Source organism: Gordonia hongkongensis (assembly GCF_023078355.1).
GTDB lineage: Bacteria > Actinomycetota > Actinomycetes > Mycobacteriales > Mycobacteriaceae > Gordonia > Gordonia hongkongensis.
The window spans coordinates 3,830,056-3,855,419 of record NZ_CP095552.1; the positions used below are offsets into that span (position 1 = coordinate 3,830,056).

The 25,364-nt window shown below is 68.5% G+C and carries 26 protein-coding genes and 1 pseudogene; 12 read left to right on the plus strand and 15 right to left on the minus strand.

Annotated features, from left to right (window positions below; translation table 11 throughout):
• Positions 1 to 29 precede the first annotated feature (29 nt).
• Positions 30 to 461, minus strand: coding sequence for a hypothetical protein (locus MVF96_RS17475; RefSeq protein WP_058251900.1), 432 nt, complete (start codon positions 459 to 461; stop codon positions 30 to 32).
• Between the two features lie 129 nt (positions 462 to 590).
• On the opposite strand from MVF96_RS17475, the gene MVF96_RS17480 reads away from it, so the two are divergent.
• On the plus strand, positions 591 to 1,541 hold the full coding sequence (locus MVF96_RS17480) for a diacylglycerol/lipid kinase family protein (RefSeq protein WP_175401173.1): 951 nt from the start codon (positions 591 to 593) through the stop codon (positions 1,539 to 1,541).
• On the opposite strand, the gene MVF96_RS17485 is transcribed toward MVF96_RS17480, so the two are convergent.
• Positions 1,478 to 2,665 (minus strand): MFS transporter, encoded by a 1,188-nt coding sequence (locus tag MVF96_RS17485; RefSeq protein ID WP_247449853.1) that lies wholly within the window; start codon positions 2,663 to 2,665, stop codon positions 1,478 to 1,480. The two genes, MVF96_RS17480 and MVF96_RS17485, sit on opposite strands and share 64 nt — an antisense overlap.
• A gap of 414 nt (positions 2,666 to 3,079) precedes the next feature.
• Between MVF96_RS17485 and MVF96_RS17490 the strand changes: the two genes are divergently transcribed.
• Complete coding sequence (locus tag MVF96_RS17490) at positions 3,080 to 3,334, plus strand: WhiB family transcriptional regulator (protein WP_004023450.1); 255 nt, start codon at positions 3,080 to 3,082, stop codon at positions 3,332 to 3,334.
• Positions 3,335 to 3,455: 121 nt separating this feature from the next.
• Here MVF96_RS17490 and MVF96_RS17495 read toward each other — a convergent pair whose 3' ends face one another.
• Together MVF96_RS17495 and MVF96_RS17500 are read right to left on the minus strand one after the other, a co-directional pair.
• Positions 3,456 to 4,961: a sensor histidine kinase gene (locus MVF96_RS17495; RefSeq protein WP_065631872.1), complete on the minus strand. Its 1,506-nt coding sequence runs from the start codon at positions 4,959 to 4,961 to the stop codon at positions 3,456 to 3,458.
• Positions 4,962 to 5,003: 42 nt separating this feature from the next.
• Positions 5,004 to 5,219 (minus strand): biotin/lipoyl-binding carrier protein, encoded by a 216-nt coding sequence (locus MVF96_RS17500; protein ID WP_055475555.1) that lies wholly within the window; start codon positions 5,217 to 5,219, stop codon positions 5,004 to 5,006.
• A 243-nt stretch (positions 5,220 to 5,462) separates the two neighbouring features.
• Here MVF96_RS17500 and MVF96_RS24685 point away from each other — a divergent pair, with 243 nt between their 5' ends.
• Positions 5,463 to 5,537, plus strand: coding sequence for a 50S ribosomal protein bL37 (locus tag MVF96_RS24685; protein ID WP_369758845.1), 75 nt, complete (start codon positions 5,463 to 5,465; stop codon positions 5,535 to 5,537).
• Positions 5,538 to 5,651: 114 nt separating this feature from the next.
• Here MVF96_RS24685 and rsrA read toward each other — a convergent pair whose 3' ends face one another.
• Positions 5,652 to 5,939: a mycothiol system anti-sigma-R factor gene (gene rsrA, locus MVF96_RS17505; RefSeq protein ID WP_055475556.1), complete on the minus strand. Its 288-nt coding sequence runs from the start codon at positions 5,937 to 5,939 to the stop codon at positions 5,652 to 5,654.
• Positions 5,936 to 6,745: a sigma-70 family RNA polymerase sigma factor gene (locus MVF96_RS17510; RefSeq protein WP_058251904.1), complete on the minus strand. Its 810-nt coding sequence runs from the start codon at positions 6,743 to 6,745 to the stop codon at positions 5,936 to 5,938. Before MVF96_RS17510 ends, rsrA begins: the two co-directional genes overlap by 4 nt.
• Positions 6,746 to 6,922: 177 nt before the next feature.
• On the opposite strand from MVF96_RS17510, the gene ybaK reads away from it, so the two are divergent.
• Both ybaK and MVF96_RS17520 read left to right on the plus strand, forming a co-directional pair.
• A complete protein-coding gene (gene ybaK / locus MVF96_RS17515) occupies positions 6,923 to 7,420 on the plus strand; it encodes a Cys-tRNA(Pro) deacylase (protein WP_068971504.1) in 498 nt (165 codons plus the stop codon).
• Between the two features lie 65 nt (positions 7,421 to 7,485).
• Entirely contained in the window at positions 7,486 to 8,262 is a 777-nt protein-coding gene (locus MVF96_RS17520; protein WP_247449855.1) for an SOS response-associated peptidase, read from the plus strand.
• Between the two features lie 151 nt (positions 8,263 to 8,413).
• Here MVF96_RS17520 and MVF96_RS17525 read toward each other — a convergent pair whose 3' ends face one another.
• On the minus strand, positions 8,414 to 9,895 hold the full coding sequence (locus tag MVF96_RS17525) for a flavin-containing monooxygenase (RefSeq protein ID WP_078113360.1): 1,482 nt from the start codon (positions 9,893 to 9,895) through the stop codon (positions 8,414 to 8,416).
• A gap of 119 nt (positions 9,896 to 10,014) precedes the next feature.
• On the opposite strand from MVF96_RS17525, the gene MVF96_RS17530 reads away from it, so the two are divergent.
• Complete coding sequence (locus MVF96_RS17530; RefSeq protein ID WP_247449857.1) at positions 10,015 to 11,232, plus strand: MFS transporter; 1,218 nt, start codon at positions 10,015 to 10,017, stop codon at positions 11,230 to 11,232.
• Here MVF96_RS17530 and malQ read toward each other — a convergent pair.
• The 6 genes from malQ to MVF96_RS17560 form a co-directional block, all read right to left on the minus strand.
• Positions 11,204 to 13,336, minus strand: a complete 2,133-nt coding sequence (gene malQ, locus MVF96_RS17535; RefSeq protein ID WP_247452130.1) for a 4-alpha-glucanotransferase — start codon at positions 13,334 to 13,336, stop codon at positions 11,204 to 11,206. The genes MVF96_RS17530 and malQ overlap by 29 nt on opposite strands.
• Before the next feature lie 79 nt (positions 13,337 to 13,415).
• Positions 13,416 to 14,822, minus strand: coding sequence for an FAD-binding oxidoreductase (locus MVF96_RS17540; RefSeq protein ID WP_247449859.1), 1,407 nt, complete (start codon positions 14,820 to 14,822; stop codon positions 13,416 to 13,418).
• On the minus strand, positions 14,803 to 15,456 hold the full coding sequence (locus MVF96_RS17545; protein WP_247449861.1) for an SDR family oxidoreductase: 654 nt from the start codon (positions 15,454 to 15,456) through the stop codon (positions 14,803 to 14,805). Before MVF96_RS17545 ends, MVF96_RS17540 begins: the two co-directional genes overlap by 20 nt.
• Before the next feature lie 168 nt (positions 15,457 to 15,624).
• The gene (locus MVF96_RS17550) at positions 15,625 to 15,897 is read right to left on the minus strand and encodes a GlsB/YeaQ/YmgE family stress response membrane protein (RefSeq protein WP_247449863.1); all 273 of its coding nucleotides are present in this window, start codon (positions 15,895 to 15,897) and stop codon (positions 15,625 to 15,627) included.
• Positions 15,898 to 16,077: 180 nt separating this feature from the next.
• A complete protein-coding gene (locus MVF96_RS17555) occupies positions 16,078 to 16,521 on the minus strand; it encodes a lipoprotein LpqH (RefSeq protein ID WP_058251911.1) in 444 nt (147 codons plus the stop codon).
• A gap of 56 nt (positions 16,522 to 16,577) precedes the next feature.
• Complete coding sequence (locus MVF96_RS17560; protein ID WP_247449866.1) at positions 16,578 to 17,528, minus strand: ParA family protein; 951 nt, start codon at positions 17,526 to 17,528, stop codon at positions 16,578 to 16,580.
• A 374-nt stretch (positions 17,529 to 17,902) separates the two neighbouring features.
• Between MVF96_RS17560 and MVF96_RS17565 the strand changes: the two genes are divergently transcribed.
• The 4 genes from MVF96_RS17565 to MVF96_RS17580 all read left to right on the plus strand — a co-directional run bounded on the left by MVF96_RS17565 (position 17,903) and on the right by MVF96_RS17580 (position 22,063).
• Positions 17,903 to 18,544, plus strand: coding sequence for a hypothetical protein (locus MVF96_RS17565; RefSeq protein ID WP_159371284.1), 642 nt, complete (start codon positions 17,903 to 17,905; stop codon positions 18,542 to 18,544).
• An 84-nt stretch (positions 18,545 to 18,628) separates the two neighbouring features.
• Positions 18,629 to 20,464, plus strand: a complete 1,836-nt coding sequence (locus tag MVF96_RS17570; protein WP_065631870.1) for a hypothetical protein — start codon at positions 18,629 to 18,631, stop codon at positions 20,462 to 20,464.
• Positions 20,461 to 20,742 (plus strand): hypothetical protein, encoded by a 282-nt coding sequence (locus MVF96_RS17575; RefSeq protein ID WP_058251914.1) that lies wholly within the window; start codon positions 20,461 to 20,463, stop codon positions 20,740 to 20,742. The genes MVF96_RS17570 and MVF96_RS17575 overlap by 4 nt, the downstream gene beginning before the upstream one ends.
• Positions 20,717 to 22,063 carry a hypothetical protein gene (locus MVF96_RS17580; protein ID WP_058251915.1) on the plus strand — a complete coding sequence of 449 codons (1,347 nt, stop codon included), beginning with the start codon at positions 20,717 to 20,719 and terminating at the stop codon, positions 22,061 to 22,063. Before MVF96_RS17575 ends, MVF96_RS17580 begins: the two co-directional genes overlap by 26 nt.
• Positions 22,064 to 22,070: 7 nt before the next feature.
• Here the strand turns inward: MVF96_RS17580 and MVF96_RS17585 are convergent, their stop codons facing one another.
• On the minus strand, positions 22,071 to 22,271 hold the full coding sequence (locus tag MVF96_RS17585; protein ID WP_137810411.1) for a hypothetical protein: 201 nt from the start codon (positions 22,269 to 22,271) through the stop codon (positions 22,071 to 22,073).
• Positions 22,272 to 22,372: 101 nt separating this feature from the next.
• Positions 22,373 to 22,846: an NUDIX hydrolase gene (locus tag MVF96_RS17590; protein WP_058251917.1), complete on the minus strand. Its 474-nt coding sequence runs from the start codon at positions 22,844 to 22,846 to the stop codon at positions 22,373 to 22,375.
• 83 nt (positions 22,847 to 22,929) lie between these two features.
• On the opposite strand from MVF96_RS17590, the pseudogene MVF96_RS17595 reads away from it, so the two are divergent.
• A pseudogene (locus MVF96_RS17595) lies at positions 22,930 to 24,124 on the plus strand (pyridoxal phosphate-dependent aminotransferase).
• A 14-nt stretch (positions 24,125 to 24,138) separates the two neighbouring features.
• Positions 24,139 to 25,344 carry a methyl acetate hydrolase AcmB gene (acmB, locus tag MVF96_RS17600; protein ID WP_137810409.1) on the plus strand — a complete coding sequence of 402 codons (1,206 nt, stop codon included), beginning with the start codon at positions 24,139 to 24,141 and terminating at the stop codon, positions 25,342 to 25,344.
• The last annotated feature ends 20 nt before the right edge of the window (positions 25,345 to 25,364 follow it).

Below are 25,364 nucleotides of genomic sequence, written 5' to 3' on the forward strand. Positions count from 1 at the left end.
GACGGAGGAGAACCGGCCGGAGGAGGATGTCAGCGCTCGGGTTCGAGCTCGTCGGCGAGCCACCTCATGGACGCCGGACTGAACAGCATCACCAGGACCGCGAGCGCCGCGAGCGCCAGCGGCACGCCGAACACCGGCCATCCGCTCGTGAACAGGTAATACGCCACCGGCAGCAGCAGGATCTGCGCCACCATGGCGATCGAGCGTCCCCACCGCCGCCCCGAGAGCAGCGCCAGACCGCCGACCAGTACTCCCCCGCCGATGATGCCGAACCAGGCCGCGGTGCCGTAGCCGCTGATGGTGGTCTCCTCGTGCCCGGCCAGGCCGCGCACGACCAGGATCACCGCGACCGCAACACCGGCCAGACCCTGCAGCGTGGTCACCGCACCCGCGATCTTGATCTGGCGCGGGGTCACCAACGGATCGGTGTCGGACTCCGGACGGCCGTTCTCGGTGCTCACCGTCCCAGGATATTTGGTCCTCTCGCGCGGACCTCCGCGGGTGTGCGCACCGGAGCGATGGCGCCGTACACATCCGCGCGATTACGCGCGGGCGGCGACGACCCCATATCCTCGGGTGTCGTGCGTGTCATGCTCATCGTCAACCCGTTCGCCACCGCGACCAGTCCGGCCGGCCGCGACGCGCTGGCGCACACCCTGAGCGCGCATTTCCACCTCGACGTCGAACTCACCACGCACCGCGGGCATGCGTTCGAGCTCGCCGCGCGCGCCGCGGCCGAGGACTTCGACACCGTCATCGTGCACGGCGGCGACGGATCGGTGAACGAGGCCGCCAACGGACTGCTCGACCCGCCGTCGAGCAGCGATCCCGACCGGCGGCGGCCCGCCCTGGCCGTGATCCCCGGCGGTAGCGCCAACGTCTTCGCGCGCACGCTGGGGATCGATCCCGACCCGCTGCTCGCGACACAGCAGATCATCACCCTCCTCGACGCGGGACGCAGTCGCCGGATCGGACTCGGCCACACCGACGACCGCTGGTTCCTGTTCAACACGGGCATGGGCATGGACGCGGTTGTCATCCACGCGATGGAGGACAAGCGGCACGCGGGCAAGACCGCGACGCCGGCCCGATACCTGTGGACCACGATCACCAGCTTCCTGAAGCAGTCCGGTTCGTCGGCCACGTTCGACGTCGAGATCCCCGGCCGGGACCGGATCGTCGGCGCGCGTTACGGTTTCGTGTCCAACACCAGCCCGTGGACCTATCTGGGACCGCGTGAGATCCGAACCAACCCCGGCACCGGTTTCCACACCGGCCTGGGGGTGTTCGTGGCGACCTCCACCGGCGTGTTCCGTAACCTCCCACTGGCGACGCGACTCCTGTCACAGGCAGATCCCAAGGCACGCCACCTCTTTCGGGATGACGACGTCGACGAGGTGTGCTTCCGCGCGGAGGCCCCCATCGACGTCCAGATGGACGGCGACTACATCGGGGCCTTCCGCGACATACGTTTTCGTCATCGCCGCGACGCCCTCACGGTCATCGCACCGCCGATCAGCACCGCCGACATCACGACGTAGGGCAGCGCCGCCGCCACGAAGAGCCCGGCCGGACCCAGCCATGTCGACCCCAACGCCCAGCCGGCGAAGGCCAGGATCGCGACCACCTCCTCGCCCATCCCGGCCAGCGAGGTGACGGTGGCCCGCGATGCCGAACTCAGATGGTCCTGCAGCTCGGCGTCGGCCACGACACGCGCCCACCCCAGGATCCCGAACGCCGTCGCGACGCCCGCGGCCCCCACCGGGTGCCCCCACAGCGCTGACCCGATGAACACGACCGCGCCCACCCCCACCGCCGGCCCGATCGCGTCGACCGACCGGAACCGCCCCGCCGCGAGCGCGCCGCCGATGTCACCGGCCGACACCACGATCATGAGCAGCGCGACCGCCGCCGGATCGGGCTCGGCGGCGGCGTCGACCACGAACGACGCGATCAGCAACGGGAGATACTCGTCGAGCGCCGCGACCCAGGTCAGCGCCACGCCCAGCAGCAACATGCGCCGTGCGACCGGCTGCGTCCGCACCGAGCCCCAGCCGTGGCGGACGATCTCCCGCCAACCGAGGTCGGGGTCCGCGTCCTCGGGTTCCGGTGGATCGGCGGCCTCCCGAGCCTTCTCGGGCAGCATCGCCGACATCACCGAACACAACACGCAGGCGACGACGCTGGCGGCGCCCACGGCGTCGTAACCGCCCCACGCGAACAACGGTGCGGCCGCCGCGGTGCCGCCGATCACTCCGACGGCCCCGGCCGCCCGCATGAGCCCGGTCAGTCGGGCGTAGTCCTGCGAGCGCCCCAGCCGGTTCAGCTCGTCGTAGACCAGCGCCTGTGTCGTGCCGGACCGCAACGCTCCACCGAGGGCCCACAGGACGAATCCGGCGGCGAAGGCGACGAACGACGCCACCGTCCACAGCGCGAAACCCGACGCGGTGATCAGCGGACCGGCGACCAGCAGCTTGCGTCGGGACACGCGGTCGGCCAGCACACCGGTGGGGACCTCGACGATCACCGACGACACCGACCAGATGACGAACAGCGCCGAGATCTCGGCGGGTCCGAGCCCGGCGCCCGGAATCCCGGGGTCGGCGAACAGGACGGCGTACAGCGGGTAGAGCGGGATGAGGTCTTCGAGGAGGGCGGAGCCCACCGCCGCGGCGGTCAGCCTGCGGTGGGGCCGCCGGGGCGGTGTGGATCAACATCGTCGGCGCATGTGGTGAACAATACCCTCGGCGTCCGGCCACGTCACGAGCGTTTTTCACCGGCGACGGGGTCCCGACCTGCAGAAAGTCGTCGACAGCACCGCCGCGAGACGCGTAGGGTACAACAAGGCCGTGAGACAAAGTGCCCGGACCCCCCTTCGGGAGTCCGCGACCGGAGTGCTAGGCGGGCGACGTGATGTTGCCCACGTGTGAAGCAAACCCATTGACTTCGGCCCGATTCGTGAAAGTATTCACAAGCAACAACGCGGAAACATTTGGTGCGCCGCGTGAACTGAGAGTTACAGCCGACAATCACCAGCAAGACGATCGAGTGGTGCGAACGCGCCCGAAGGAGTAGTGGAATGGACTGGCGTCACAAGGCCATCTGTCGCGACGAGGATCCGGAACTGTTCTTCCCCGTGGGGACCAGCGGCCCGGCCATCGCACAGGTCGCCGACGCGAAGCTCGTCTGCGCGCGGTGCCCCGTCACCGCCGACTGCCTGTCGTGGGCCCTCGAGTCCGGCCAGGATGCCGGAGTGTGGGGCGGCATGAGCGAGGACGAGCGACGCGCACTCAAGCGCCGTACCGCACGTACGCGTACCCGGAGCAGCGTCTAGGCCTCGACGGCCGGCGTCGTCCCGGACTCGAAGAAACCCGGCCACGGCCGGGTTTTTTCGTGCACTCGTCCCCACTGTCCGGCGGAAACCGCGGTCAGACAATGCGGTCCGCGACCACGGCTCACGAGCGTAGCGGAATGTAGACACCCACTTCGGTTCCCGGGCCACCCGGATTGGACCGGACATCGAGTTCACCGCCCAGTTCGATGGACACCAAGGTCTTGACGATCTGCAGGCCGAGATGGTCGGACGTGGCCAGATCGAAATGCTCCGGAAGACCGGAACCGTTGTCGCGGACCGCTATTCGAAGGCCGCGCACATCCCGTTCGGCGACGACCGCGATCTCGGCGTCATCGTGCGGCGCGCCGTCGAAGCCGTGTTCGATCGCGTTCTGGATGAGTTCGGTGAGGACCATCACCAGCGGCATCGCGAGTTCGGCGGTCAGCACGCCGAGCCGATCGCGATGGCGCACAGCCACCCTCGCCTCCCCCGACGCGACATCGACCAGGATCGGGACCAGACGATCGACGACCTCGTCGAGGTCGACCTCCTCGTCCACGCTGCCCGACAACAACTCGTGGACGAGCGCGATGGAGGCCACTCGGCGCACCGCCTCGTTGAGCGCCTCGCGGGCATCGGAGTTCGACGTGCGCCGCGCCTGTAGTCGCAACAGCGCCGAGACCGACTGCAGGTTGTTCTTCACCCGGTGGTGGATCTCGCGGATGGTGGCGTCTTTGCTGATGAGTGCGCGGTCGCGTCGCTTGACCTCGGTGACGTCCCGGATCAGGACGACGGTTCCGGTCGTCTCGCCCCGCGGACGGAGCGGCACGGCGCGGATCAGGGCCGTCGCGCGGCGGGCGTCTGCCTCCACGCGCATCCCGATGTCGCGGTAGGGGCCGGTCGGGATCTCGGCGACGCCGGCCGCGATGTCGAGCATCAGTGCGACGTCGTCGGCCTCGAACGGTTCGGTGATGAGTTGCTTGACGACGTCGGACAAGCGCGTGTGATTGAGTTCGGCGGTCCACCCCATCCGGTGGAAGGCCGACAGCGCGTTCGGGCTGGTGTAGGTGACGAGGCCCTGTCCATCGAGACGGACGAAGCCGTCGCCGGCGCGGGGCGTCGACAGCCCGCGCGGATTCCCCTCCTCGTGCGGAAACGTGCCGTCGGCGACCATCTGGCACAGATCGTCGGCCGAGTCCTGATAGGCGAGTTCGAGCGGCGACGGCAGGCGCGGGTGGGTGAGGTCGACAGCTCGGGTCGCCACGGCGATCACCTCGCCGTCGAAGCCGACCGGAACCGCTTCCTGCCGCATGGCCGTCGCGCCGAACCAGGTGGGGTCCTCGTCGCGCAGGATGCGGGCGGAGGTGAAGGCGCGCAACACCTGTGGATGTGCTTCGGTGTCGATGACGCGGCCGACCTCGTCCGTCGGGAAGACCGTCGAGGCCGTGTTGGGACGGCATTGCGCGACCGTGACGACCGCGCCCGCCTCCGTGCGCACCGACAACAGGAGGTCGGCGAACGAGAGGTCGGCGAGCAGTTGCCATTCGGCGACGAGTCGCTGCAGATGCGCGGCTGCCGAGTCGGACAGCGTGGTGTGTTCGGCGAGCAGGTCGGAGAGGGTGGACATCTCAGGACACGGGGGCGACGACGGGCCGGGGCCGGTTCACTACTACTCGTAGACGGCGATCACATCGCCGGCCTGGATGACGTCGCCGACCTCGACCTTGACCTCGGCGAGCGTGCCCGGCTCCTCGGCCAGCACGGGGATCTCCATCTTCATCGACTCCAGCAGGACCAGGGTGTCGCCGACCTCGATCTGCTCCCCTGCGGCGACGCGCACCTCGAGGACACTCGCGACGATCTCTGCCACAACGTCTTCTGCCATGCACCCAAATTAGCCCACGGCGTCGTACCCGGAGGTCCCGGTGCCGGGGGCGTCAGCAGAGGTGTTTTTGGTACGTGGGAGAATCCCTGAGACACTGTGATGTCCCGATCACCAGGGATGTCTTCCCCGGATGACACCAGGGATGTCCTCCCCGGCCGATGCCAGGGTTGTCTCAGCACAGCTGAACCAGTACACGGCGGGCCCGGTCCCACGGCGCCCGCCCCGCAATGAAGGAGATGCGTCATGGGAAAGCGCGGACGCAAGAAGCGTGCTCGTAAGAAGAACGCTGCCAACCACGGCAAGCGCCCCAACGCCTGATCACCGCACCACGCGGTCTCGGCGAGCGAGCAAGCCAAAAAGCCCGGGTACGGCCTTCACAGGCCGCCCGGGCTTTTTCGTGGGTTGTGGTTGTTGTGCTCGAGCTCGACGCGATCAGCGATCGGATTCGGAGACCTCATGCACGATCACGGTCTTGCGGATCTCGATGCGCAGACGGTCGCGCAGGCTCTGCGGCGCCTGGTCGCCGCCGCACTTCCGGTTGACGAGCGCCTTGAGCTGCTGTTCGATGCCGTAGTGCGCCAGGCACGACGGGCAGGAGTCGAGATGGCCCTGGAGTCGTTCCCGGGCGTTCTGGTCACACTCGTTGTCCAGCAGGAGCCAGACATCGGCGATGACGGCCGAGCAGTCGAGCTGGGTCAGCTCCGGATCGACGTCGCTCATCGCGCCACCTCCGCATCCGCCGCCGCACGTGCGGAACGATTGAACCCGCGCTCACGCGCGACGTCGGCCAGCAGCTCGCGCAGCTGACGGCGACCGCGGTGCAGTCGGGACATGACGGTACCGATCGGGGTGTCCATGATCTCGGCGATCTCCTTGTACGGCAGGCCTTCCACATCGGCGTAGTAGACGGCCATCCGGAAGTCTTCCGGCAATTCCTGCAGCGCGGCCTTGATCTCGTCGTCGGGGAGGGCGTCGAGCGCCTCGATCTCCGCCGACCGCAGCCCCTGCGAGGTGTGCTCGGCGGTCGCCGCGATCTGCCAGTCGGTGATCTCGTCGGTCGGGTACTGCGCGGGCTGACGCTGCTTCTTGCGGTAGCCGTTGATGTAGGTGTTGGTGAGAATCCGGTAGAGCCAGGCCTTGAGGTTGGTGCCCTCCCGGAACGACGCGAACGCGGTGAACGCCTTGATGTAGGTCTCCTGGACCAGGTCCTCGGCGTCGGCGGGGTTGCGGGTCATCCGCAGCGCGGCACCGTACATCTGGTCGAGCAGCGGCAGCGCGTCACGCTCGAACCGCTCGGTCAGCTGTTCCGGCGACTCGTTCGGATCGGCCCGGCGAGGCGCCTTGGCGCTCCCGGTACGGCCGGAATCGGGTGACTCTGTGTCGGATGCTTCTGTGTCGGACACTACGATCCCTTCGATGGGAGGCATCACGGAGATGTTGTCGATCAAGCTTACCGACCCGTCCCCCACCGAGAGAGGCCTCGGTTCGACGCGCTGCGGGAGCTCCATCACGGCCGCTGTGCTCATATGCCTCTGACCTCCTTCGTGTCCGTCTTCATACGTCCGTTGTCCGATCAGTCCCAACAGAGCGCACCGCGCGGTTTGTTCCCGGCCCGCCCCCGCGATCGTCTCGGCGCGGATCACCGCGGCCTCGTGCGCACGCGCTCAGCCGCGACCCCGCTCACGACCAGGAGGTAACCGACCATGGCGTCCACCCCGGCGATCGCCGCGCTCGAACGCGCCCGGATCGACCACTCGGTGCACCGGTACGCGCACGACCCCCGATCGGAGGCCTACGGCGCGGAGGCGGTCGCCGCTCTCGCCGAAACCCTCGGTGTCCGTGCCGAGCAGATCTTCAAGACGCTGGTCATCGAACTCTCCGGCGGGGACCGGCCCGGCCTGGCGGTGGCGGTGGTCCCGGTGCCGGCCAAGCTGTCGCTCAAATCGGCGGCCGCCGCACTCGGCGCGTCGAAGGCGAAGATGGCCGACGCCAAGGCGGTCACCCGGACCACCGGCTACGTTCTCGGCGGCGTGTCCCCGGTCGGCCAGCGGACCCTGTTGCCAACCGTCGTCGACTCCTCGGCCACGCATTTCGACCGGGTGCTGTGCAGCGCCGGCAAGCGCGGGCTCGAGATCGAGCTGGCCCCGGCCGATCTGGTGTCCGTCACCGAGGCCGTCGTCGCCGACATCGCCGTCGGCTGATCGTCGGCTGTCGGAACGGCCACTCATCCCGGTGGCGGGGCACCCACTAGGGCAGCATGGACACCATGTGCGGACGCTATGCGGTGACCACCGACCCGGCGAAGCTGGCAGCGGAGATCGATGCGGTCAACGAGGTACCCGAGCCGGCGGGTGCGGACTCCACCGATCTCGATGTGGCGCCCCGGTCACCGGGCGTGAACTACAACGTCGCGCCGACGACGACCGTGATGACAGTCGTGAAGCGACACTCGCCCGACGATCCCGACGACGATCCGCTGCTCCGCGTCCGCGCGATGCGCTGGGGGCTGGTGCCGCCGTGGGCCAAGGAGGTCGGGAAGGGGCCGCTGCTGTTCAACGCGCGCGCCGAGAGCGCCGCGGAGAAGAGTTCGTTCCGTTCGTCGGTCAAGTCGCGGCGTTGCCTCGTGCCGATGGACGGCTGGTACGAGTGGAAGAAGGGTCCGGCCGACAGCAAGGGCAAACCCACCAAGATCCCGTTCTTCATGTCGCCGCAGGACGGGACCCGGCTCTTCATGGCCGGGTTGTGGTCGGTCTGGCACCCCAAGACCGACCCCGAGTCGTCCGAGAAGGCCGCCCAGCCGCTGCTCAGTTGCTCCATCCTCACCACCGACGCGGTCGGGGAGCTGCGCGACGTCCACGACCGGATGCCGCTGATCATGCCGTACGAGCACTGGGATGCCTGGCTCGACCCGGACGGCCGGGCACCCGATGAGCTGTTCGCCCCACCCGCCGAGTCGCTGGTCGATGCGATCGCGATCCGCGAGGTCGCCCCGCTGGTCAACCGCGTCGCCAACAACGGGCCGGAGTTGCTGAACCCTTCGTGACGCGCCCTCCGCAAGCTCCGGGCGCTCCTCAGGGAGCAAGGGGTGAGGGCGCGCCCTCCGCAAGCTCCGGGCGCTCCTCAGGGAGCAAGGCGTGAGGGCGGGCCCTCCGCAAGCTCCGGGCGCTCCTCAGGCAGCTGTCGGAGAGGAGCGCTCAGCTGAACTCGTAGTCGCGCAACGGGAACGAGTCCATCTCGCGGAGAGTTCGCAGCGTCGAGGCCGGGCGGAGCAGCGTCGCCTCGCCGTGCTGGTTGAAGTAGTAACTGCGTGACGTCGCGCAGTCCCCGTTGTAGAACACCGAGGACTGCAGACGATCGGTCACCTCGTCGAGGAAGGCGTCGTTGGCCTCCTCGGTCACCTCGAACGTCCGTTGCCCGCGGCGGCGCAGTTCTCCGAAGAGGCGGGCGATGTGCTTCATCTGCCCTTCGATGGTCGTGAAGTACGACAGGCCGCTGTAGGAGTAAGGACTGTTGAGGGACAACAGGTTCGGGAACTTCGGGACGGTGACGCCCTCGTAGGCCTGGAAGCGGTTCTCGCGCCAGAACTCGCCGAGGTTGCGCCCGTCCCGGCCGACGATGTCGAAGGCCGGGAAGTTGGTGTCCCAGAGGTTGAACCCGGTGGCGAGAACGAGGGTGTCGATCTCGGTCCGGGTGCCGTCCGCGGCGAGGATCGCACCGGCTTCGAGGCGGGCGATGCCACTGGTCTGCAGGGTCACGTTCGGCTGGGCGAAGCTGGCGAAGTAGGTGTTGGAGAAGGTGGGGCGTTTGCAGCCGAAGTCGTAGTCCGGGGTGAGCTTCCGCCGTAGTTCCGGGTCGGCGATCTGGCGCCGCAGGTGCGCCTGGGCCAGTCGGGCGGCGAGTTTGTTGCCGGGCTTCACCTGCTTGTAGTGCAGGACGCCGAACACCATCAGCAGTTCGAGAAGCGACGAGTTCACCAGTCGCGCAGCACGCTGGGTGAGCGGGAACCGGCCGAACAGTTGCTGGACGAGCGGCGGGATCGCGAAGTCGATCTTGGGCACCACCCAGATCGCGGTGCGCTGGAAGACGGTCAGGGCCTCGGCGCGGGCGGCGATCTCGGGGATGAGCTGCACCGCGGTCGCACCGGTACCGATCACGGCGACCTTCTTACCGGTGAAGTCGAACCCGTCCTGCCAGTCCGCGGTGTGCAGGATCGTGCCCGCGAAGTTCTTGATGCCCGGGAACTCCGGGACGTGCGGCTGGGACAGGAACCCGGTCGCGGTCACCAGATAACGCGCCGTGCGTTCGGTGCCGGACGCGGTGCGGACGCGCCACAGCTGCTCGTCGGGGTCCCAGGTCGCGGACTCGACGACCGTTCCGAATTCCATGTGCCGCTTGAGGTCGTACTTGTCGGCGACGTGGTGGGCGTAACGCTTCAGCTCTGCTCCGGGGGCGAACAGCCGGGACCAGTACGGGTTGGGCTCGAAGGAATAGGAGTAGGTGACCGACGCGATGTCGACGGCGAGTCCCGGGTAGTGGTTCACGTGCCACGTCCCGCCCAGGTCGTCCTCCCGCTCGAGGATCGCGATGTTGTCCAAGCCCTGTCGCTTCAGTTCGATCGCGGCACCCATCCCGCCGAAGCCGGCACCCACGATCACGACGTCGAGTTCTGGTTGCATCCGACACCCCCCTCTTCGCTCACCCTGAATTACCGTTACCGACAGTTACCGTAACCCAGCACACAGCCGGGAGACCAGGGCCGAACCCTCCCGGACGCGGCGGTAGCGTGTCAGCTGCCATGTCTGACCGTTCGCATACCCCCGCCTCCCCTGCGCCGACCGGCGCATCCTTCGCCGCGGCGGTCTACGCCTTCGCCGTGATCATGCTGGGCACCACGCTGCCCACACCGCTCTACGCGATCTACGGCGAGGAACTCGGTTTCGGCGTGACCACCACGACCGTGATCTTCGCCGTGTACGCGGCCGGCGTCATCGCCGCGCTGATCGGCTTCGGACGCTGGTCCGACGTCATCGGCCGGCGCAAGATGCTCATCGCCGGCGCGATCCTGTCGGCGGTCAGCGCCGTCGTCTTCCTCACGGCGGGCCCGGTCTGGCAGTTGCTGCTGGGCCGGGTGCTGTCGGGTCTGTCCGCGGGTATCTACGCCGGCGCCGCCACCACCGCGGTCATCGAACTGGCCCCCGCGTCGTGGCGGGGACGCGCTCCGGCCGTGGCGACCGCGGCCAACATCGGCGGCCTGGGGCTCGGACCGCTGATCGCCGGGCTTCTCGCGGAGTACGCCCCGTCCCCGCTGCACACCCCGTTCGTATTCGATCTGGCGCTACTGGTGCTGGTCTTCATCGGCATCTGGCGGCTGCCCGAGACGGTCGAGGTCGTCCCCGGCGCCCGGTTGAGCATCCAGCGACTGTCGGTCCCCGCCGACATCCGCGGCGTGTTCGTCCGGGCGTCGATCGCGGCCTTCGCGGGGTTCGCGGTGATGGGCACCTTCACCGGCGTGATGCCGTCTTTCGTCACGAACATCCTCGGCATCGACGACCACGCATTCACCGGTTTCCTGGTGTTCGTACTGTTCGCGTCCTCGGCGGTCACCCAGATCGTCGTGCGCCGGATGCCGACCGAACCGGCCCTGATCGCCGGCTGCGCCATCCTCATCCTCGGGACCGGCCTGTCGATCCTGGGACTGGTCGCCGCATCGACCCCGGCGTTGCTCGGCGGAGCGGTGATCTGCGGTGTGGGGCAGGGCATGTCGTTCAGCAAGGGACTGGCGTCGGTGGTGGCGGCGACCCCGGCGGGACGCAAGGCCGAGGTCACCTCGACCTACTTCGTCGTCGCCTACGTCGCGATCTCGATCCCGATCGTCGGCCAGGGAATCACCGCGCAGCACTGGGGTCTCCGGCCCGCCGGGATCGCCTTCAACATCGGGGTCGCCGTGCTGGCCCTCATCGCACTCGTACTGACCATCGTCTCGGTCAGGAACCTGGCACGCCCGACTCGTTGAGCACCGAGATGAGGCGGCGGAAGCGCACGCTGCTGACGAGGTCCTCGACGAGCACGACGTCGCCCTCCGAATTGGCCAGCGGGACACACCAGTTCGGGTACTGACTGCTGTCGGTACCCGGCTGGTTCTGGATTCGCCGCTCCCCCACCGCATCCACGAGGGCCACGCTCAGCAGTACCGACGGGCTGCGGGCGATCACCGCATACAACGCATCGACGACCTTCGGGTCGGTCAGCGGGGTATCCCGGGACAGCAGGCCGCGTTCGTAGGCGAGTTCGAGGACGGCGTCGCGTTCACGCGCATCGCGCGCCCGCTCCGCGTCCTCCCCGGAGGCGAGCAGTCCCAGCCGCGATCGCAGCGTGATGTGGTCGCCCGCCAGATATCCCACGGTCGGGGGCAGATCGTGGGTTGTCACCGAGGTCAGACACAGCTCGCGGTAGTCCTCGGGCGGGGTCGCGGCGTCGGGCCCCTGTTCGAACCACAGGATCGACGTGCCAAGGATTCCGCGTTCGCGGAGTGAGTCCTGCACCGACGGTTCGAACACCCCGAGATCCTCGCCGACGACCACCGCGTCGGCGCGCTGCGCCTCGAGCGCCAGGATGCCGATCAGCGCCTCGCTGTCGTAGTGCACGTAGGTGCCCTGGGCCGGGCTGCTGCCGTCGGGTATCCACCAGAGCCGGAACAATCCCAGGATGTGATCGACGCGCACACCGCCCGCGTGTCGGAGGACGGTGCGGATCATGTCGCGGTAGGGCTCGTAACCGGCCTCGGCGAGGCGTCGTGGATGCCACGGCGGTTGGTCCCAGTCCTGACCCTGCTGGTTGAAACCGTCGGGCGGCGCCCCCACCGTCGCGCCTGTGGCGAGCACGTCACCGAGGGCCCACGCATCGGCGCTGTGCCGTGCGACCCCGACCGCGAGATCGGCCATCACACCGATCTCCATGCCGGCCGATCGCGCCGCGTGCGCGGCGGTGGCCAGTTGTTCGTCGCAGATCCACTGCAGCCACATGTGGAAGTCGATGCGTCGGGCCATCTTCCGACGCTTCTTCTTCATGTACGCGGGGTCTGCGAACTTGCCCTGCCAGCGCGGGTCGTCGGCGTCGTACCGCTCGGCCAGCGCGCACCACGTCGCGAAACGCTTGAGGCCCTTCCCCTCCCGGCGCCGGAATGCGCGGTAGGCGTGCGCACGAGCCGGGGCGAGCGGGACGCCGTAGATGAGTTCGAGCGCTTCCAGCTTGGCTCGGAATGCCTTGTTGCGCCGGATCTTGTCGGTCGCGGTGTTCTCGTCGAGGAAGCTGCGCTTCAACGCCTTGACCCACTTGCGCTGCGACTTCGACAGCCCGTCCAGCTCGGGGATGTCGGTGATCCGGATGTAGAGCGGATTGACGAATCGTCTCGTCACCGGCAGGTACGGCGACGCCTCGATCGGCGCCTTCGGCTGGGCGGCGTGAAGTGGATTGACCTGGACGAAGTCGGCGCCGTACGCGCTGGCGGCCACCTCGCAGATCCCGGCGAGATCGGCGAAGTCGCCCACGCCCCACGAGTCAGCCGATCGGATCGAGTACAGCTGCGCGGCGAGTCCCCATCGCTTCCGGCCGATCAGCCGGTCGGCGGTGTGCAGTCGGCGCGGCGTCACGATCAGGGGCGCGCTCGAGGCCGATGAATCGTCGAGATCGATCGCCTTGATCTGGTGATATCCGGTGGGGAGGTCGTCGGGCACGGCGAACGTCGCACGGCCGATCAGCACGCCGTCGACCTCGCGCGGCTCGACCCAGACATCGAGTTGGGGGGCCGCGACGTCGTCACCGGTTTCGCTGACCACCCACACCTTCACCAGGTGCCCGTGCGGAACATGCACGGCGAACGTGGCTCCCGAGCCCTCGGTCACGACGGTCACGGCGGGGACGAACTCACGCCACGGTTGTTCGTCGATCTCGCGAATCGAGTTCTCGATCTCCTCGGGCGAACCTGCGGGGACGTCGAGCGCCCGGAGCACCGCGACCAATGTGTCCTGGTCCACCTCGTGCCGCTCGTCACCCCAGCCGACATAGCTGGAAGCGACGCCGTAGCGATCCGCCAGTGCGGTCAACCCATCGAGGTTCACATCAGCCACCCGTGCATGATCGCAGGATTTCCGTGCGCCCGCCGCCCGCGCCGCCGGGTTCGGTCCACCGGTTCGGTCCTCACGGAAAGATCACCCCCGGGTTCAGGGTTCCCCGCGGGTCCAGCGCGTCCTTGATCGCGCGCATGGTCGCAAGGTCGGTGGCGTCGCGGCCGAGGTGCGTCCACGCCGACTTCGCGCGGCCGATACCGTGCTCGGCACTGATGCTCCCGCCGTTGGCGGCCACGATCCCGAACACGTGGTCGGTGACCGCGCCGGCCTGCGCAGGCGGGACGTCGAGCAGGTTGACGTGGATGTTGCCGTCACCGACGTGTCCGAAAAGAATTGGCCGACAGGAAAATTCGTTTTCGACACCCACACGGGACAGTTCGGCGAATGCCTCGGGCAGTGCCCGGATCGGAACCGAGATGTCGAGCTTGACGACCGGCGTCGCGCTCGACCGGGCGATGGCCTCGGTGTGGCCCTCGCGACCGGACCACAGGGCGCGAGCCGGCGCCCGTGCGAGCACGGCGTCGATGATCCCGGTCGCATCGCCGAGCAGCTCGGCGGTCGCGGTCTCGATGTCCCCGGTCCCCGACACCTCGAGAAGGACGTAGAACGGTCCCGGCGTCGCCGTCGGGCGCCGGTGCCCGTAGTCGGCGACGAGCGCGACCCCGGCCTCGGTCATCAATTCGGCGGCCTCGACGGTCAGTCCCGCCGCCGATGCGGCGCCGATCAGCCCGACGGCGTCCTCGACGCGCTCGATCGAGGCGACCGCGACGGTGGCGGCCGAGGGCGGCGCGACGAGCCGGAACAGGACCCGGGTGATCACCGCGAGGGTTCCCTCGCTGCCGGCCAGGAGAGCTGGAAGGTCGTATCCCACATTGTCTTTGACGAGGGATGTCCACCGGCGGAGGACCCGGCCGTCGGCCAGGACGGCCTCGATCCCCGCGATCTGCGACCTCGCGTTGCCCCGCCGGATCATCCGCGTCCCACCGGCATTGGTCGACACGACCCCGCCCGCGGTCGCGCTCTGGCGGGAGGCGAGGTCGATACCGAACGACAGGCCGTGCGCCGCGGCGCGGAGGTCGATGGATTCGACGGTCGCGCCGGCCTGGGCGCCGACACAACGACCGACGGTGTCCACCTCGTCGATGTCGGTCATCCGCACCGTCGACAGCACGATCCAGCGCTCGCCGACGGCGGCGGCCGGTGGCACCGAGCCGCCGACGAGTCCGGTGTTGCCGCCCTGCGCGCAGACCCGGATGCCCGACCGGTCGCATTCGGTGAGCACGCGCGAGACCTCGTCGGTGGTGCGGGGCCGGACCACCGCCTCCGCCGCTCCGCGATACCGCCCGGTCCAGTCCGTCAGGAACCCTGCCGTGGCGTCCGGGTCGGTGAGGACATGCGCGTCGCCGACGATCGCGCGACAAGCCGCGATAACGGCGGCAAGAGGGGAATCCGGCTCCTCAGGACCGTGGGAAGGCATCGAGGATCGGGGTGTCGCCGTCGTTGAACTCGATCACCTCGTGCACCGACGCCGGATGGTCGAGAACGGCCGCCGCGACCTGGGCGACGTTGTCCCGGCTGACCTGGTCACCCTCGACCCGGTCGCCGCCGAGCGTGATGCTGCCGGTGCCGTTCTCGTCGGTCAGCTTGCTGGGTCCGAGGATCGTCCAGTCGAGTTCCGTGGACTTCAGGTACGTGTCCGCAGCCGCCTTGGCCTCGGCGTAGGCGTGGAAAGAGTTGTCCTCGGGCACACCGTGATCGGGTCCGGCGCCGAAGTAGGACACCATCACGTACCTGCGGACTCCGGCCCGCACGGCGGCGTCCATGGACCGGATCGCGGCATCGCGGTCCACGGCGTACGTCCGCTTCGGATCGCCGCCGCCGGCCCCCGCGGTCCACACCACCGCGTCGTGGCCGGAGATCGCGGTGGCGATGCCGGTGGTGTCGAGGGTCTCGACGTCGGCGACCACGGGAACGGCCCCGGTGTCCGCGACGTCTTCGGCGTGTTCGGGATTGCGGATGATCGAGGTCACCTCGTCGCCGCGTTCCGACAGAATCCGCGCCAGCCGCAGCGCTATCTTGCCGTGTCCGCCGATGATCGCCACTCGAGTCACTGGATGCTCACTTTCGGTTGCTCACTTGTGCGGTCGCCACTCTCGTACCCAATCCAACGTACGCACATGCGCGCACCGGACACGGCCGAGACACGACTCCGCCCCGGCCCGACGTTCGATGCGAACGTCGAGCCGGGGCGGAGTTGAGTCGGACGAATCCGGTGGACCTCAGACGCGGGTACGACCGCGGCCGGTCACCAGCTTCACGAGGAACAGCAGGATGCACGCGCCCGCGACACAGGTGATGAAGCTGAGGATCAGCCCAAAGCCTTCAGGATTTGTGACCAGCGAGAGCAGCCAGCCACCGATGAGGCCGCCGATCACTCCGACCACGATGTTGAGGATGATGCCCTGCTGCGCATCTGTCTTCATGATCTTGCTGGCGATCCAGCCGGCCAGGCCGCCGATGATGATCCACGCGATGATGCCAATTCCCAGCATGTCTGCCTCCTATGGTCGTCGTGATCCGTTGTGCAAATCGTTAGAGATCGCGAAGACCTCTCGAATCGCTACGAATCGGAACGCACCCAGACCGACAGAGCGTCAAACAGTGTCCGCGGAAAATGTGTACACATCGAGACCGGACCGGTCACCGGACCGAGACCAAGCGGGGAAACGGGATCAGGGGCAGGTCACCTTGATCTCGTAGGACTTGGTCACGGGCTCGGTCGGATTGGCGGGATCGATCCCGGATGCGTCACCGGTGACCGTGTAGGTGTCCCCGTCCTTGGTGACCTCGCCGCTGCCGCCGCCGGCACCCTTCTGATAGGCCAGCACCACACCGTCGAGCGAGCCCAGCCCCACGGACTCCACCTCGGGCGAGTCACCCGACGTCAGGACGACGCCGATACCCGAGCCCCCACCCGATCCGATCCCGATGGTCACCTTGCCCGCGGCGTCGGTGCACCCGACCGTCTTGTCCGCCAGTTCCAGTTCCTGACCGTCGACGGTCACGGTGGCCTCCGCGTCGGTGCCACCCGACGCCGAGTCATCGGAACCGCACGCCGTGAGGGCGACGGCCAGTGCTGCGGCGCCGAGAACCGAGGTGATGTGCACTTTGCGCATGATGGGAGCTCCTGAGGAGTCGAACGAGGCGCCACCGGTCGGCGGCTGAGACGAACTTAGACGCCTGAGCTGCGGTTCGGCGTCGGTCGATCGAATGGGCCGCGGGAACTCGGAACCGCCCCCGAGAGTTCGGCCCGAGCGAGTTCGGCCCGAGCGAGTTCGGCGTCGGCCTCGACCATCACGGCGCGGGTCAGATCGCGGAACTGTTCGTAGTGGCCGTGGTAGCCGTACTTCGCATGCAGGCTCGGCCAGGTTGCGAAGTCGGCGGCGACACCGATCGCGTTGCCCTCGTGCAGGTAGGTCGGCAGGACGTTCTGGATCGAGGTGTCCCGTCTCAGTCGCCGCACCGTGTCCTGATGGAGCGTCGACGCCGCCCGGTACTTGGTGATCACGACCCCCAATTCGACGATTTCCCGCCCCAATTCGGTGCCGAAATCGGCGACCTGACGCTGGATGTGCGGAATCGCATATGTGGACAGGACATCCGGGATGGTCGGGATCAGATATGCGGCGGCCATCGCCAGCCCGTTGAGGCTGAACGGTCCGACGTTGGGCGGGCAGTCGACGAGGATGTAGTCGTATTGCCCGGCGATCGGGGCCAACGCGTTCGTCAGTACCTCGACGGCCGCCAGATGGTCGTCCGCAGCAACCCGGTGAGCACTGAGCTCCTCGGCCAGTTCGATGAGGTCCAGGGACGACGGCAGCAGGTCGATCCCGGTGAGCCCGGCCACGGTCGAGACATCGCGCTGCACGCTGCCCTCGAGGTCGAACGATTCCGTACCGTCGAGCAGGTCGGTGAAGAGTGTCGCGACGGTGTGCCGCCGGGCGTTGCACGTCAGCCAGTGTTCCTGCCCGATCATCATCGTCGTCAGGTTGGTCTGGGCGTCCAGGTCGACGAGCAGCACCTTCTTGCCGAAGACGCCGGCGAGGAAGTCGGCGAGGCCTCCCGTGAGCGTGGTTTTCCCGACCCCGCCCTTGAGACTGATGGTCACGATCACCGTCGGCATGGCGTCCCCGGTCTGTTCGGTCGCCCTGCTGTTCGGGCGTCCTGCGTCGCGAGTAGATTACCGAGCCGACGCGTAGGCCACCGGGTGTTCGGTGGCGCCGCGACGGCCGCCCGGCCTCTCGAACCTGCGAATCCGACGCCGAATGTCTTTTCCACCCTCATTCTGCGGGCATTACCCATATCTGTAAGAATGACCGAGTCGAGCATTGACCGGATATTTCTGTCGATTCGGTCGTGTGATTCAGAGTCAGGTGAGAACGACTTGACAATCGTTGACGAGAATCGAACGGGATGCGAAATCCCGCATATTTTCGACGACCGTGCGACTTGCTTTTTCCTGGTCGGTACTGAAAACCCATGTGGAAGGACACCCGTATGAGCAACCGAGTCCGGACGGCCACCGTCGGCCTGGCGGTGTGCGCCGCAGCGGCGTTCGGAGCCGCCCTCGCGCCCGTCGCCACCGCCGCGCCGAGCGATGTGACCGCGACACCCTCGGTGTCCGGCAACACCGTCACCCTGACGGTGACGAACAACGCCGCGAAGCGCATCGGCTGCGAGATCGTCGGCGTCCCGGCCGGCGGAGCCCCGACCAATGTCGTCTTCGGATACCAGACACCGGAGGAGCTCGGTGCGCTCATCTCCCCCGGCTCGTCGAAGTCGTTGCCGCTGCGGATCTCTCAGGGCACGCCGCCGACACCCAGTGGGACGACGACGATCCCGGACGGCACGTACGACATCTACTGGGGATGCACCACGATCACGCTGCCACCGGGCACCGGAGCAGCCGAAGAGTTCTGGGGCACCAACCCGCCGGTGACAGGGACGACCCCGACGGTCGCCGCACCGCTGCGGGTAACCGTGCCGGGCGGAGCGGCAACGGCACCGGCCCCGGAATCGGAGACCCCGGCGGCGCCCGGATTGCCGAGCATCCCGGGCCTGCCCGACATCCCCGGACTCCCGGGGATCGAGCTGCCGGAGGAGATCTGCACGACGTCGTCGTGCGTCCCCGTCGGATGAGCTGAGCGGGCCGTTCACCGCGCGTGATCGCCGTTTTGCCCAATGCACTCCCGGGACCCGGGTGCGGTTGTGCATACTTCGACCATGTCAACAAGCGATGTCACGCGCGTCCATCTCGCCGCCGAGGGTGGTGGAGCGGCACTCGACCAGGTCTTCCTGATGTCGGCGGTGGCGGCCGTCGTGTCGGTCGGACTGCTCTGGATCGGTTATCTGCATCGCACGCGCAAGATCACGTGGCTGACCACGCTGTCCGAATGGGCCGCGCGCCGGGTGAACCGCCCACCGTGGGCGGCGCTGCCGATCTTCCTGTTCACCAGCACGATCATCTGCGCGCTGTTCGGCTTCCTCTGGGACGTGAGCCTGCACATCGGCGACGGTCGCGACGAGGGGCCGCTGGCGAACCCGGCGCACTACTTCATCCTGGTAGGCCTGTTCCTGCTGTTCATCTCCGGCATGCTGTCGGTGTTCCTCCCCTTCGACAAGCCCGGCCGCTCGGCGATCCGGATCACGCGTCACTGGTACGCACCGGTGGGCGGAATCCTGTTGGCAGGCTGCGGTTTCTACGCACTGCTGGGGTTCCCGCTCGACGACGTCTGGCATCGGATCTTCGGCCAGGACGTCACCCTCTGGGGCCCGACCCACCTGATGCTCATCGGCGGCGCGGGCCTGTCGCTCATCGCCGTCGTGATCCTCGATCGTGAGGGCCGGGCCGCGATGGGTCCCGACGCCCCGGACGACGGCCGAAGCCAGTGGCTCGTGCGCTGCCTGGCCTTCGGCGGGCTCGTGATCGGCATGTCGGTGTTCCAGATCGAGTACGACTTCGGCGTCGAGCAGTTCCGGCTCGTGCTGCAGCCGATGATGATCGCCGGGGCCGGGGCGTTCGCCCTCGTCGCCGCGCGGATCTGTCTCGGGCCGGGCGCCGCGCTCGTCGCGGCCGTCTTCGCGATCCTGCTGCGTGGTGTCGTCGCGGTCGTCGTCGGGCCGGCGCTGGGCGCGCCGATCAACGTCTTCCCGCTCTACCTGGGCGCGGCCGTGGTCATCGAACTGCTCGCGCTGACCCCGCTGCTCAAGCGCCGCGTGCTCTTCGGCGCGGTGGCCGGGCTCGGAGTCGCGACCCTCGGTCTCTGGATCGAGTCCTGGTGGATCGCCGCGGCCTACCCGTTCCCGTGGGTCACCGGCATGTGGGGTGAGGCGTTGGCGATGGCGATCCCCGTGGGCATCGCGGCCGGTGTGTGCGGCGGGCTGCTGGGTCTCGTCAGCGTCGGCGAGCGGCTCCCGACCCGTTGGGTCAGCATCACCGCGGTCGTGCTCTCCGTCCTGGTGATCGGCGGGGCCGTCGCCAACGGCCTGCGGGTCTCGGTCCCCGCGGATGTCACGGCGCGCGTCGTCCTCACCCCGGCCGGGCCGAACGAGGCTGCCGACGAGAACGTGACGGCCGAGGTCTTCCTCGACCCGGCCGACGCGCTCAGCGACGACCCCGAGTGGGTCACGCTGATGTCGTGGCAGGGCGGGATCGACAATGACCGCGGCATCGTCATCGACCGGCTGGAGCGCGTCGGCCCCAACCACTTCCGGTCCACCGAACCGATGCCGGTGTCGGGATCATGGAAGACCATCCTGCGCGTACAGGACGGCACCACGATGGCGGGCGTGCCGGTGTATCTGCCGGCCGACCCGGCGATCGGCGCGGAGGGCGAGCCGGCTCAGCTGACGTCGACGAAACCGTTCGTCGCGGAGATATCGATCCTGCAGCGCGAGCGGACGTTCGACTACCCGTCGTGGCTGTTCGGCGCCGCCTCCCTGGTGGTGCTCGTGTGTTCGCTGCTGCTCATCGCGGCGCTGTCGTGGGGAGCCGGCCGGGTGAACGCCCGGGAGGCGACATCGGGCGCGCGGGAGCCCGAACTCCAGCCGCAGCCGTGATCGCTCTCGCTGCCGACCCCGGCGTTCACCACCTGGCGACGCACCCGCTGGTGCTGGCGCTGCCGGCCGTGATCCCCGCGTTCCTGGTGGTGGGCGTCATCGTCGCGATCGCGATCATCGACCGTCGACGCGGGGACGACGAGGACGACGCGGACGACGTCGCAGGCCGCCCGGGCGAGGCCGGCCGCACTGCCGCCGAGCCGGCAGGCGGCGACCCCGATTCCACCGCTCCCCCGACCAGAGACGAGGCCGATGACCCCGCCCGCGAGGCCGACTGACGTTCTGCTCGCCCACGGACTGGGTGGTTCGGAGTACCTGCCCGTCCCGCTGACCGCGGTGTTGATCGGCGGCGCCTGGGCGCTTACCATCTCGTTCGCGGTCATCGCGTTCGCTTGGCGCACACCACGATTCGGTCGGCCGGACGCCGGCCGAGAACTCCCGGCATGGGTGACGGCGACCGTCGACAACCGTTGGGTGCGCGACGTGATCAGCGGCGCCGCAGTGGTTCTCACCGCATGGCTGATCGTGGCCGCCGTCGGCCCCGACGACGAGAACCCCCTACCGGGCGCGTTCTATGTGCTGCTCTGGGTCGGCATGACCGTGCTGTCGGTACTCCTCGGACCGGTGTGGCGACTGCTGTCCCCGGTCCGCACCCTGCTGCGGGCCGCCCGAGGTGTCGGCGGCCCGCGGGTCGTCGGCCTGCGGGAGTATCCGCGTCGGCTGGGCTGGTGGCCCGCGGCGTTGGGCCTGTTCGCTTTCGTCTGGCTCGAATTGGCGTCGCCCGACCCGAGTTCGGTGGCGTCGGTGCGGATCTGGCTTCTCTGCTACCTGGTCATCACCCTCGTCGGTGGCGTGGTCTTCGGGTTGCGGTGGACCGTGGACGCCGACCCGTTCGCGGTGTACAGCACCGTGGCCTCGCGCCTGTCCCCGTTCGCGCGCAACAGCGCCGGCCGGGTGATCCTCCGCAGTCCGATGAACTCGCTGCCCACGCTCCCGGTGCTCCCGGGTACCGTCACCGTTCTCGCGATCCTGCTCGGCTCCACCGCTTTCGACAGCTTTTCGGCGATCGCGTTCTGGCAGGACCTCGTCGCCGACGGTGCCGGTGACAGCCGGGCGGCCGCCACCGTGTACTCGACCGCCGGCCTGTTGGTGTTCATCGGCGTCGTCGTGGTGACCTTCTGGACGGCCGCCCGCGCGGTCGGCGGTGTGCAACCCGACCTTCGGCGCCGCCTCCCCGGCCTGATGGCGCACTCGCTGGTCCCGATCGTGATCGGTTACATCCTCGCCCACTACCTGCAGTCACTCGTCGAACAGGGACAAGAAGCCGTCCTCGCGCTCGGCGATCCGCTGGGGAGGGGATGGAATGTGCTGTGGCTCAGCGATGCTCATCCGGTGTACGTGATGAGTGACCACCCGACGGTCACGGTGACCCTGAAGGTGGCGTTCGTACTCGGCGGCCATCTGTTGGGGGTGGCCGCGGCGCACGACGCATCGTTGCGTCTCCTGCCCCGCCGGCACCAGCTGACCGGGCAGCTCACCATGATGGTGCTGATGGTCTTCTACACGTTCCTCGGGCTCTGGATGCTGTTCGGCGGGTGATGCCCGGTCAGTAGGTGGTCGGGGGCGTGTTCTTCTTGTTCGAACGGAACAGCATGTAGCCGCCGTAGAGGGCGAGTGCGACGAGGGCGATCCAGAAGAGTCCCTCGAGTAGCGGGCCGAGGATGGCCAGTGCGATCAGCGCGACCGCGATGATGCCCAGAACCTTCCAGAAGGTCATGCCGGTGGTGTTGTTCGTCGATGTGGTCATGAGCCCAGTCTGCGCCCGCCGAAGCCGGAAAGCGATGCTCGGCGGCACTTCTGGGGCGAACTTCAGGGACTTCCCTGAGGGACCCCCTACCGCTGGAACCCCTACCGTCGGAACCACGCCTCGGCGTTGCCGGCCAGCGCCTTCTCGATCCGCAGTGCCGACGTGTCGGTCAGGTCGGACGGCAATGCGTCGGGCGCGAACCACGCGACGTCGGAGTTCTCGTCGTCGGCGGCCCGGGGATCGCCGTCGACGTGGCGCGCGAGGAAGCAGACGTCGAGATAGCGGGTCCGGTCGCCGTTCGGGTAGGTGATCAGCGGCGTGACGTCGATGCTGGTCAGTCGGATGATTTCGGCGCTGACATCGGTTTCTTCGCGGACCTCGCGCAGGGCCGCCCGCGCCGGCTCCTCTCCCGGTTCGAGGACGCCGGACACGACGGCCCACTGTCCGTTGTCGACGCGGCGCGTGAGGAGCACCCGCCCGGCGTCGTCGCAGACGACGACGCTGACGCCGGACAACCAGAGTTCGCGGGTACCGACCTGGGCACGCAGATCGCGGATGAATTCGGGAATGGGCACCCCCACATCCTGCCTGCCGGTGCGCGTCGCCGCCGGAGAGGTGGGGTCGGGTGCCAGATATCCCGACGCGCACAATGTCACCCATGAGGATCTCCCGACGTGCCGAAGGGATCGCCCCGTTCCAGGCGATGGAGTTCGCGAAGCGCGCCGCCGAACTCGAGGCGGCTGGTCATTCCGTCGTCAAGCTGAACATCGGCGAACCCGATTTCGGGGCACCGCCGGCGGTCCTCGCCGCCGCCCGCGAGGCGACCGGCCGTCCCCTCGCCTACACCGGTGCCCTCGGCCTCCCGGAGTTGCGCGAGGCGATCGCAGACTTCTACGGCCACCATTTCGGGGCGTCGGTGGATCCCGCGCGGGTGGCGGTCACCGCCGGCGCGTCGGCGGCCCTCCTGATGGCCTGCGCGGCGTTGATCGACCCGGGCGACGAGGTCCTCATCGGCGACCCGTCCTATCCGTGCAACCGCCAGTTCGCGCACGCCTTCGGCGCACAGGTCCGGCTCCTGCCGACCAGCCCCGCCAACCGGTTCCAGCTCACCGCCGCCGAAGTCGACGACGCGTGGACGGACGCGACCCGCGGCGTCATCGTGGCGACCCCGTCGAACCCGACCGGCACCTCGATGCCGTATGAGGAACTCGTGACCATGTGCGAGCGCGGCGGCCCGGGACGGCTGGTCGATCGTCGACGAGATCTACCTCGGGCTGTCCGACCCCGGACCGGACGGTCGGCCGCCGCGCAGCATCCTGGCCGCCGACTCGCCGGGCGTCGCGGAGACGGTCGTGATCAACAGCTTCTCCAAGTACTTCGGGATGACGGGTTGGCGGCTGGGATGGTGCATCGTGCCCGCGGAACTCGTGGGGGTGCTGGAGCGGCTGGCGCAGAACTTCTACGTGTGCCCGCCCACGCCGTCGCAATACGCGGCGCTGGCCTGCTTCACGCCGGATTCCCTGGCGGTGGCCGAACAGAACCGTCGTGAGTTCGCGCGACGCCGGCAACTCGTCGTGGACGGGCTCGCGGACATCGGACTCGACGTGCCGGTCATCCCCGACGGCGCGTTCTACGTCTACCTCGACGTCGGCTCCACGGGCCTGACGTCGGCCGAGTTCTGCGACCGGGCGCTCGCCGAAGCCCATGTCGCCCTGACCCCGGGCCACGACTTCGGGGTCGCGGGCGCGGACCGGTACGTCCGTCTGTCCTACGCCGCATCCACCGACGACCTCACCCTCGCCATCGACCGACTCCGGACGTTCGTCGGGGCCGGTCACGTTCCACTTCGATGAGGAGAGACCATTCCATGACCTCTGCGGGACCAGTCCGATCCGAACGCCTCGCCAAGGAGGTGACCCCGATCCTGACCGCCCGGACCGAGGGCGCGCCGCGGGTGCCGGGGGTGGTCGCGGGCGTCACGACCGACGAGGAGACGGTCTTCCTCGGTGCCGCGGGGGTGCGTGCGCTCGACGACGAGCAGCCGATGACCGTCGACTCCGTCTTCGCTCTGTTCTCGGCGACGAAGGCGGTGACCGCGACGGTCGCGTTGCAGCTCGTCGAGGAGGGCGCCTTGGACCTGCACGCACCGGCCCGCACTTACGTCCCGGCGCTCGGCGAGCTGCAGGTGATCGAGGGCTTCGACGACGACGGGCGGCCGCGCCTGCGGCCACCCGCCTCCGATGTCACGACCCACCAATTGCTCACGCACACCGCCGGTTTCGGTTACGACTTCTTCAACGAGACCTACCGTCGACTGACCGCGGACCACGGTGTGCCCGCCGTCGCCACGGCCACGAGGGCCTCGTTGCGAACCCCGCTGCTGTTCGATCCCGGCACGGAGTGGGAGTACGGCTCCGGGGTGGACTGGGCCGGCCAGGTCATCGAGGCCGTCACCGGACGCCGTCTCCGCGAGGTGATGGACGAGCGGGTCCTCGACCCACTCGGCATGTCCGACACCGGATTTGCGCTGTCCGACGGCGCCCGGCGTCGGCGAGCGGTCCTGCACATGCGCAAGCGGGGCGAGCTCGTCCCCAACCACCGCTGGGAACAGCCTGCCGATCCCGAGATCGACATGGGCGGGCAGGGCCTCTGGTCCACCGTCCCCGACTATCTGACCTTCCTGCGAATGTGGTTGCGCGAAGGCCGCTCCGACCGCGGTCAACAGATCCTGCGCCCGGAGACCGTCACCACGGCGTTGCGCAACCAGATCGGCGATCTCGCGGTGCGACGGCTGCCCGGAGTGATCCCGCCGCTGAGCCACGATGTCGAATTCGATCCGGGGACACCGAAATCCTGGTCGTATCCGTTCATGGTGAACGACACCGACACCCCCACCGGCCGCAAGGCGGGTTCGCAGTCGTGGGCCGGGCTGGCCAACCTCTACTACTGGATCGATCCCCACACCCGGATCGGCGGCTTCTGGGCCACCCAGATCTTCCCCTTCGTCGACCCCGCATCGATCGACGGGTACCGCGACTTCGAGGCGGCGACGTACCGAGCGTTGGCGGACTGACCTACGGCGCGTTCGTCATC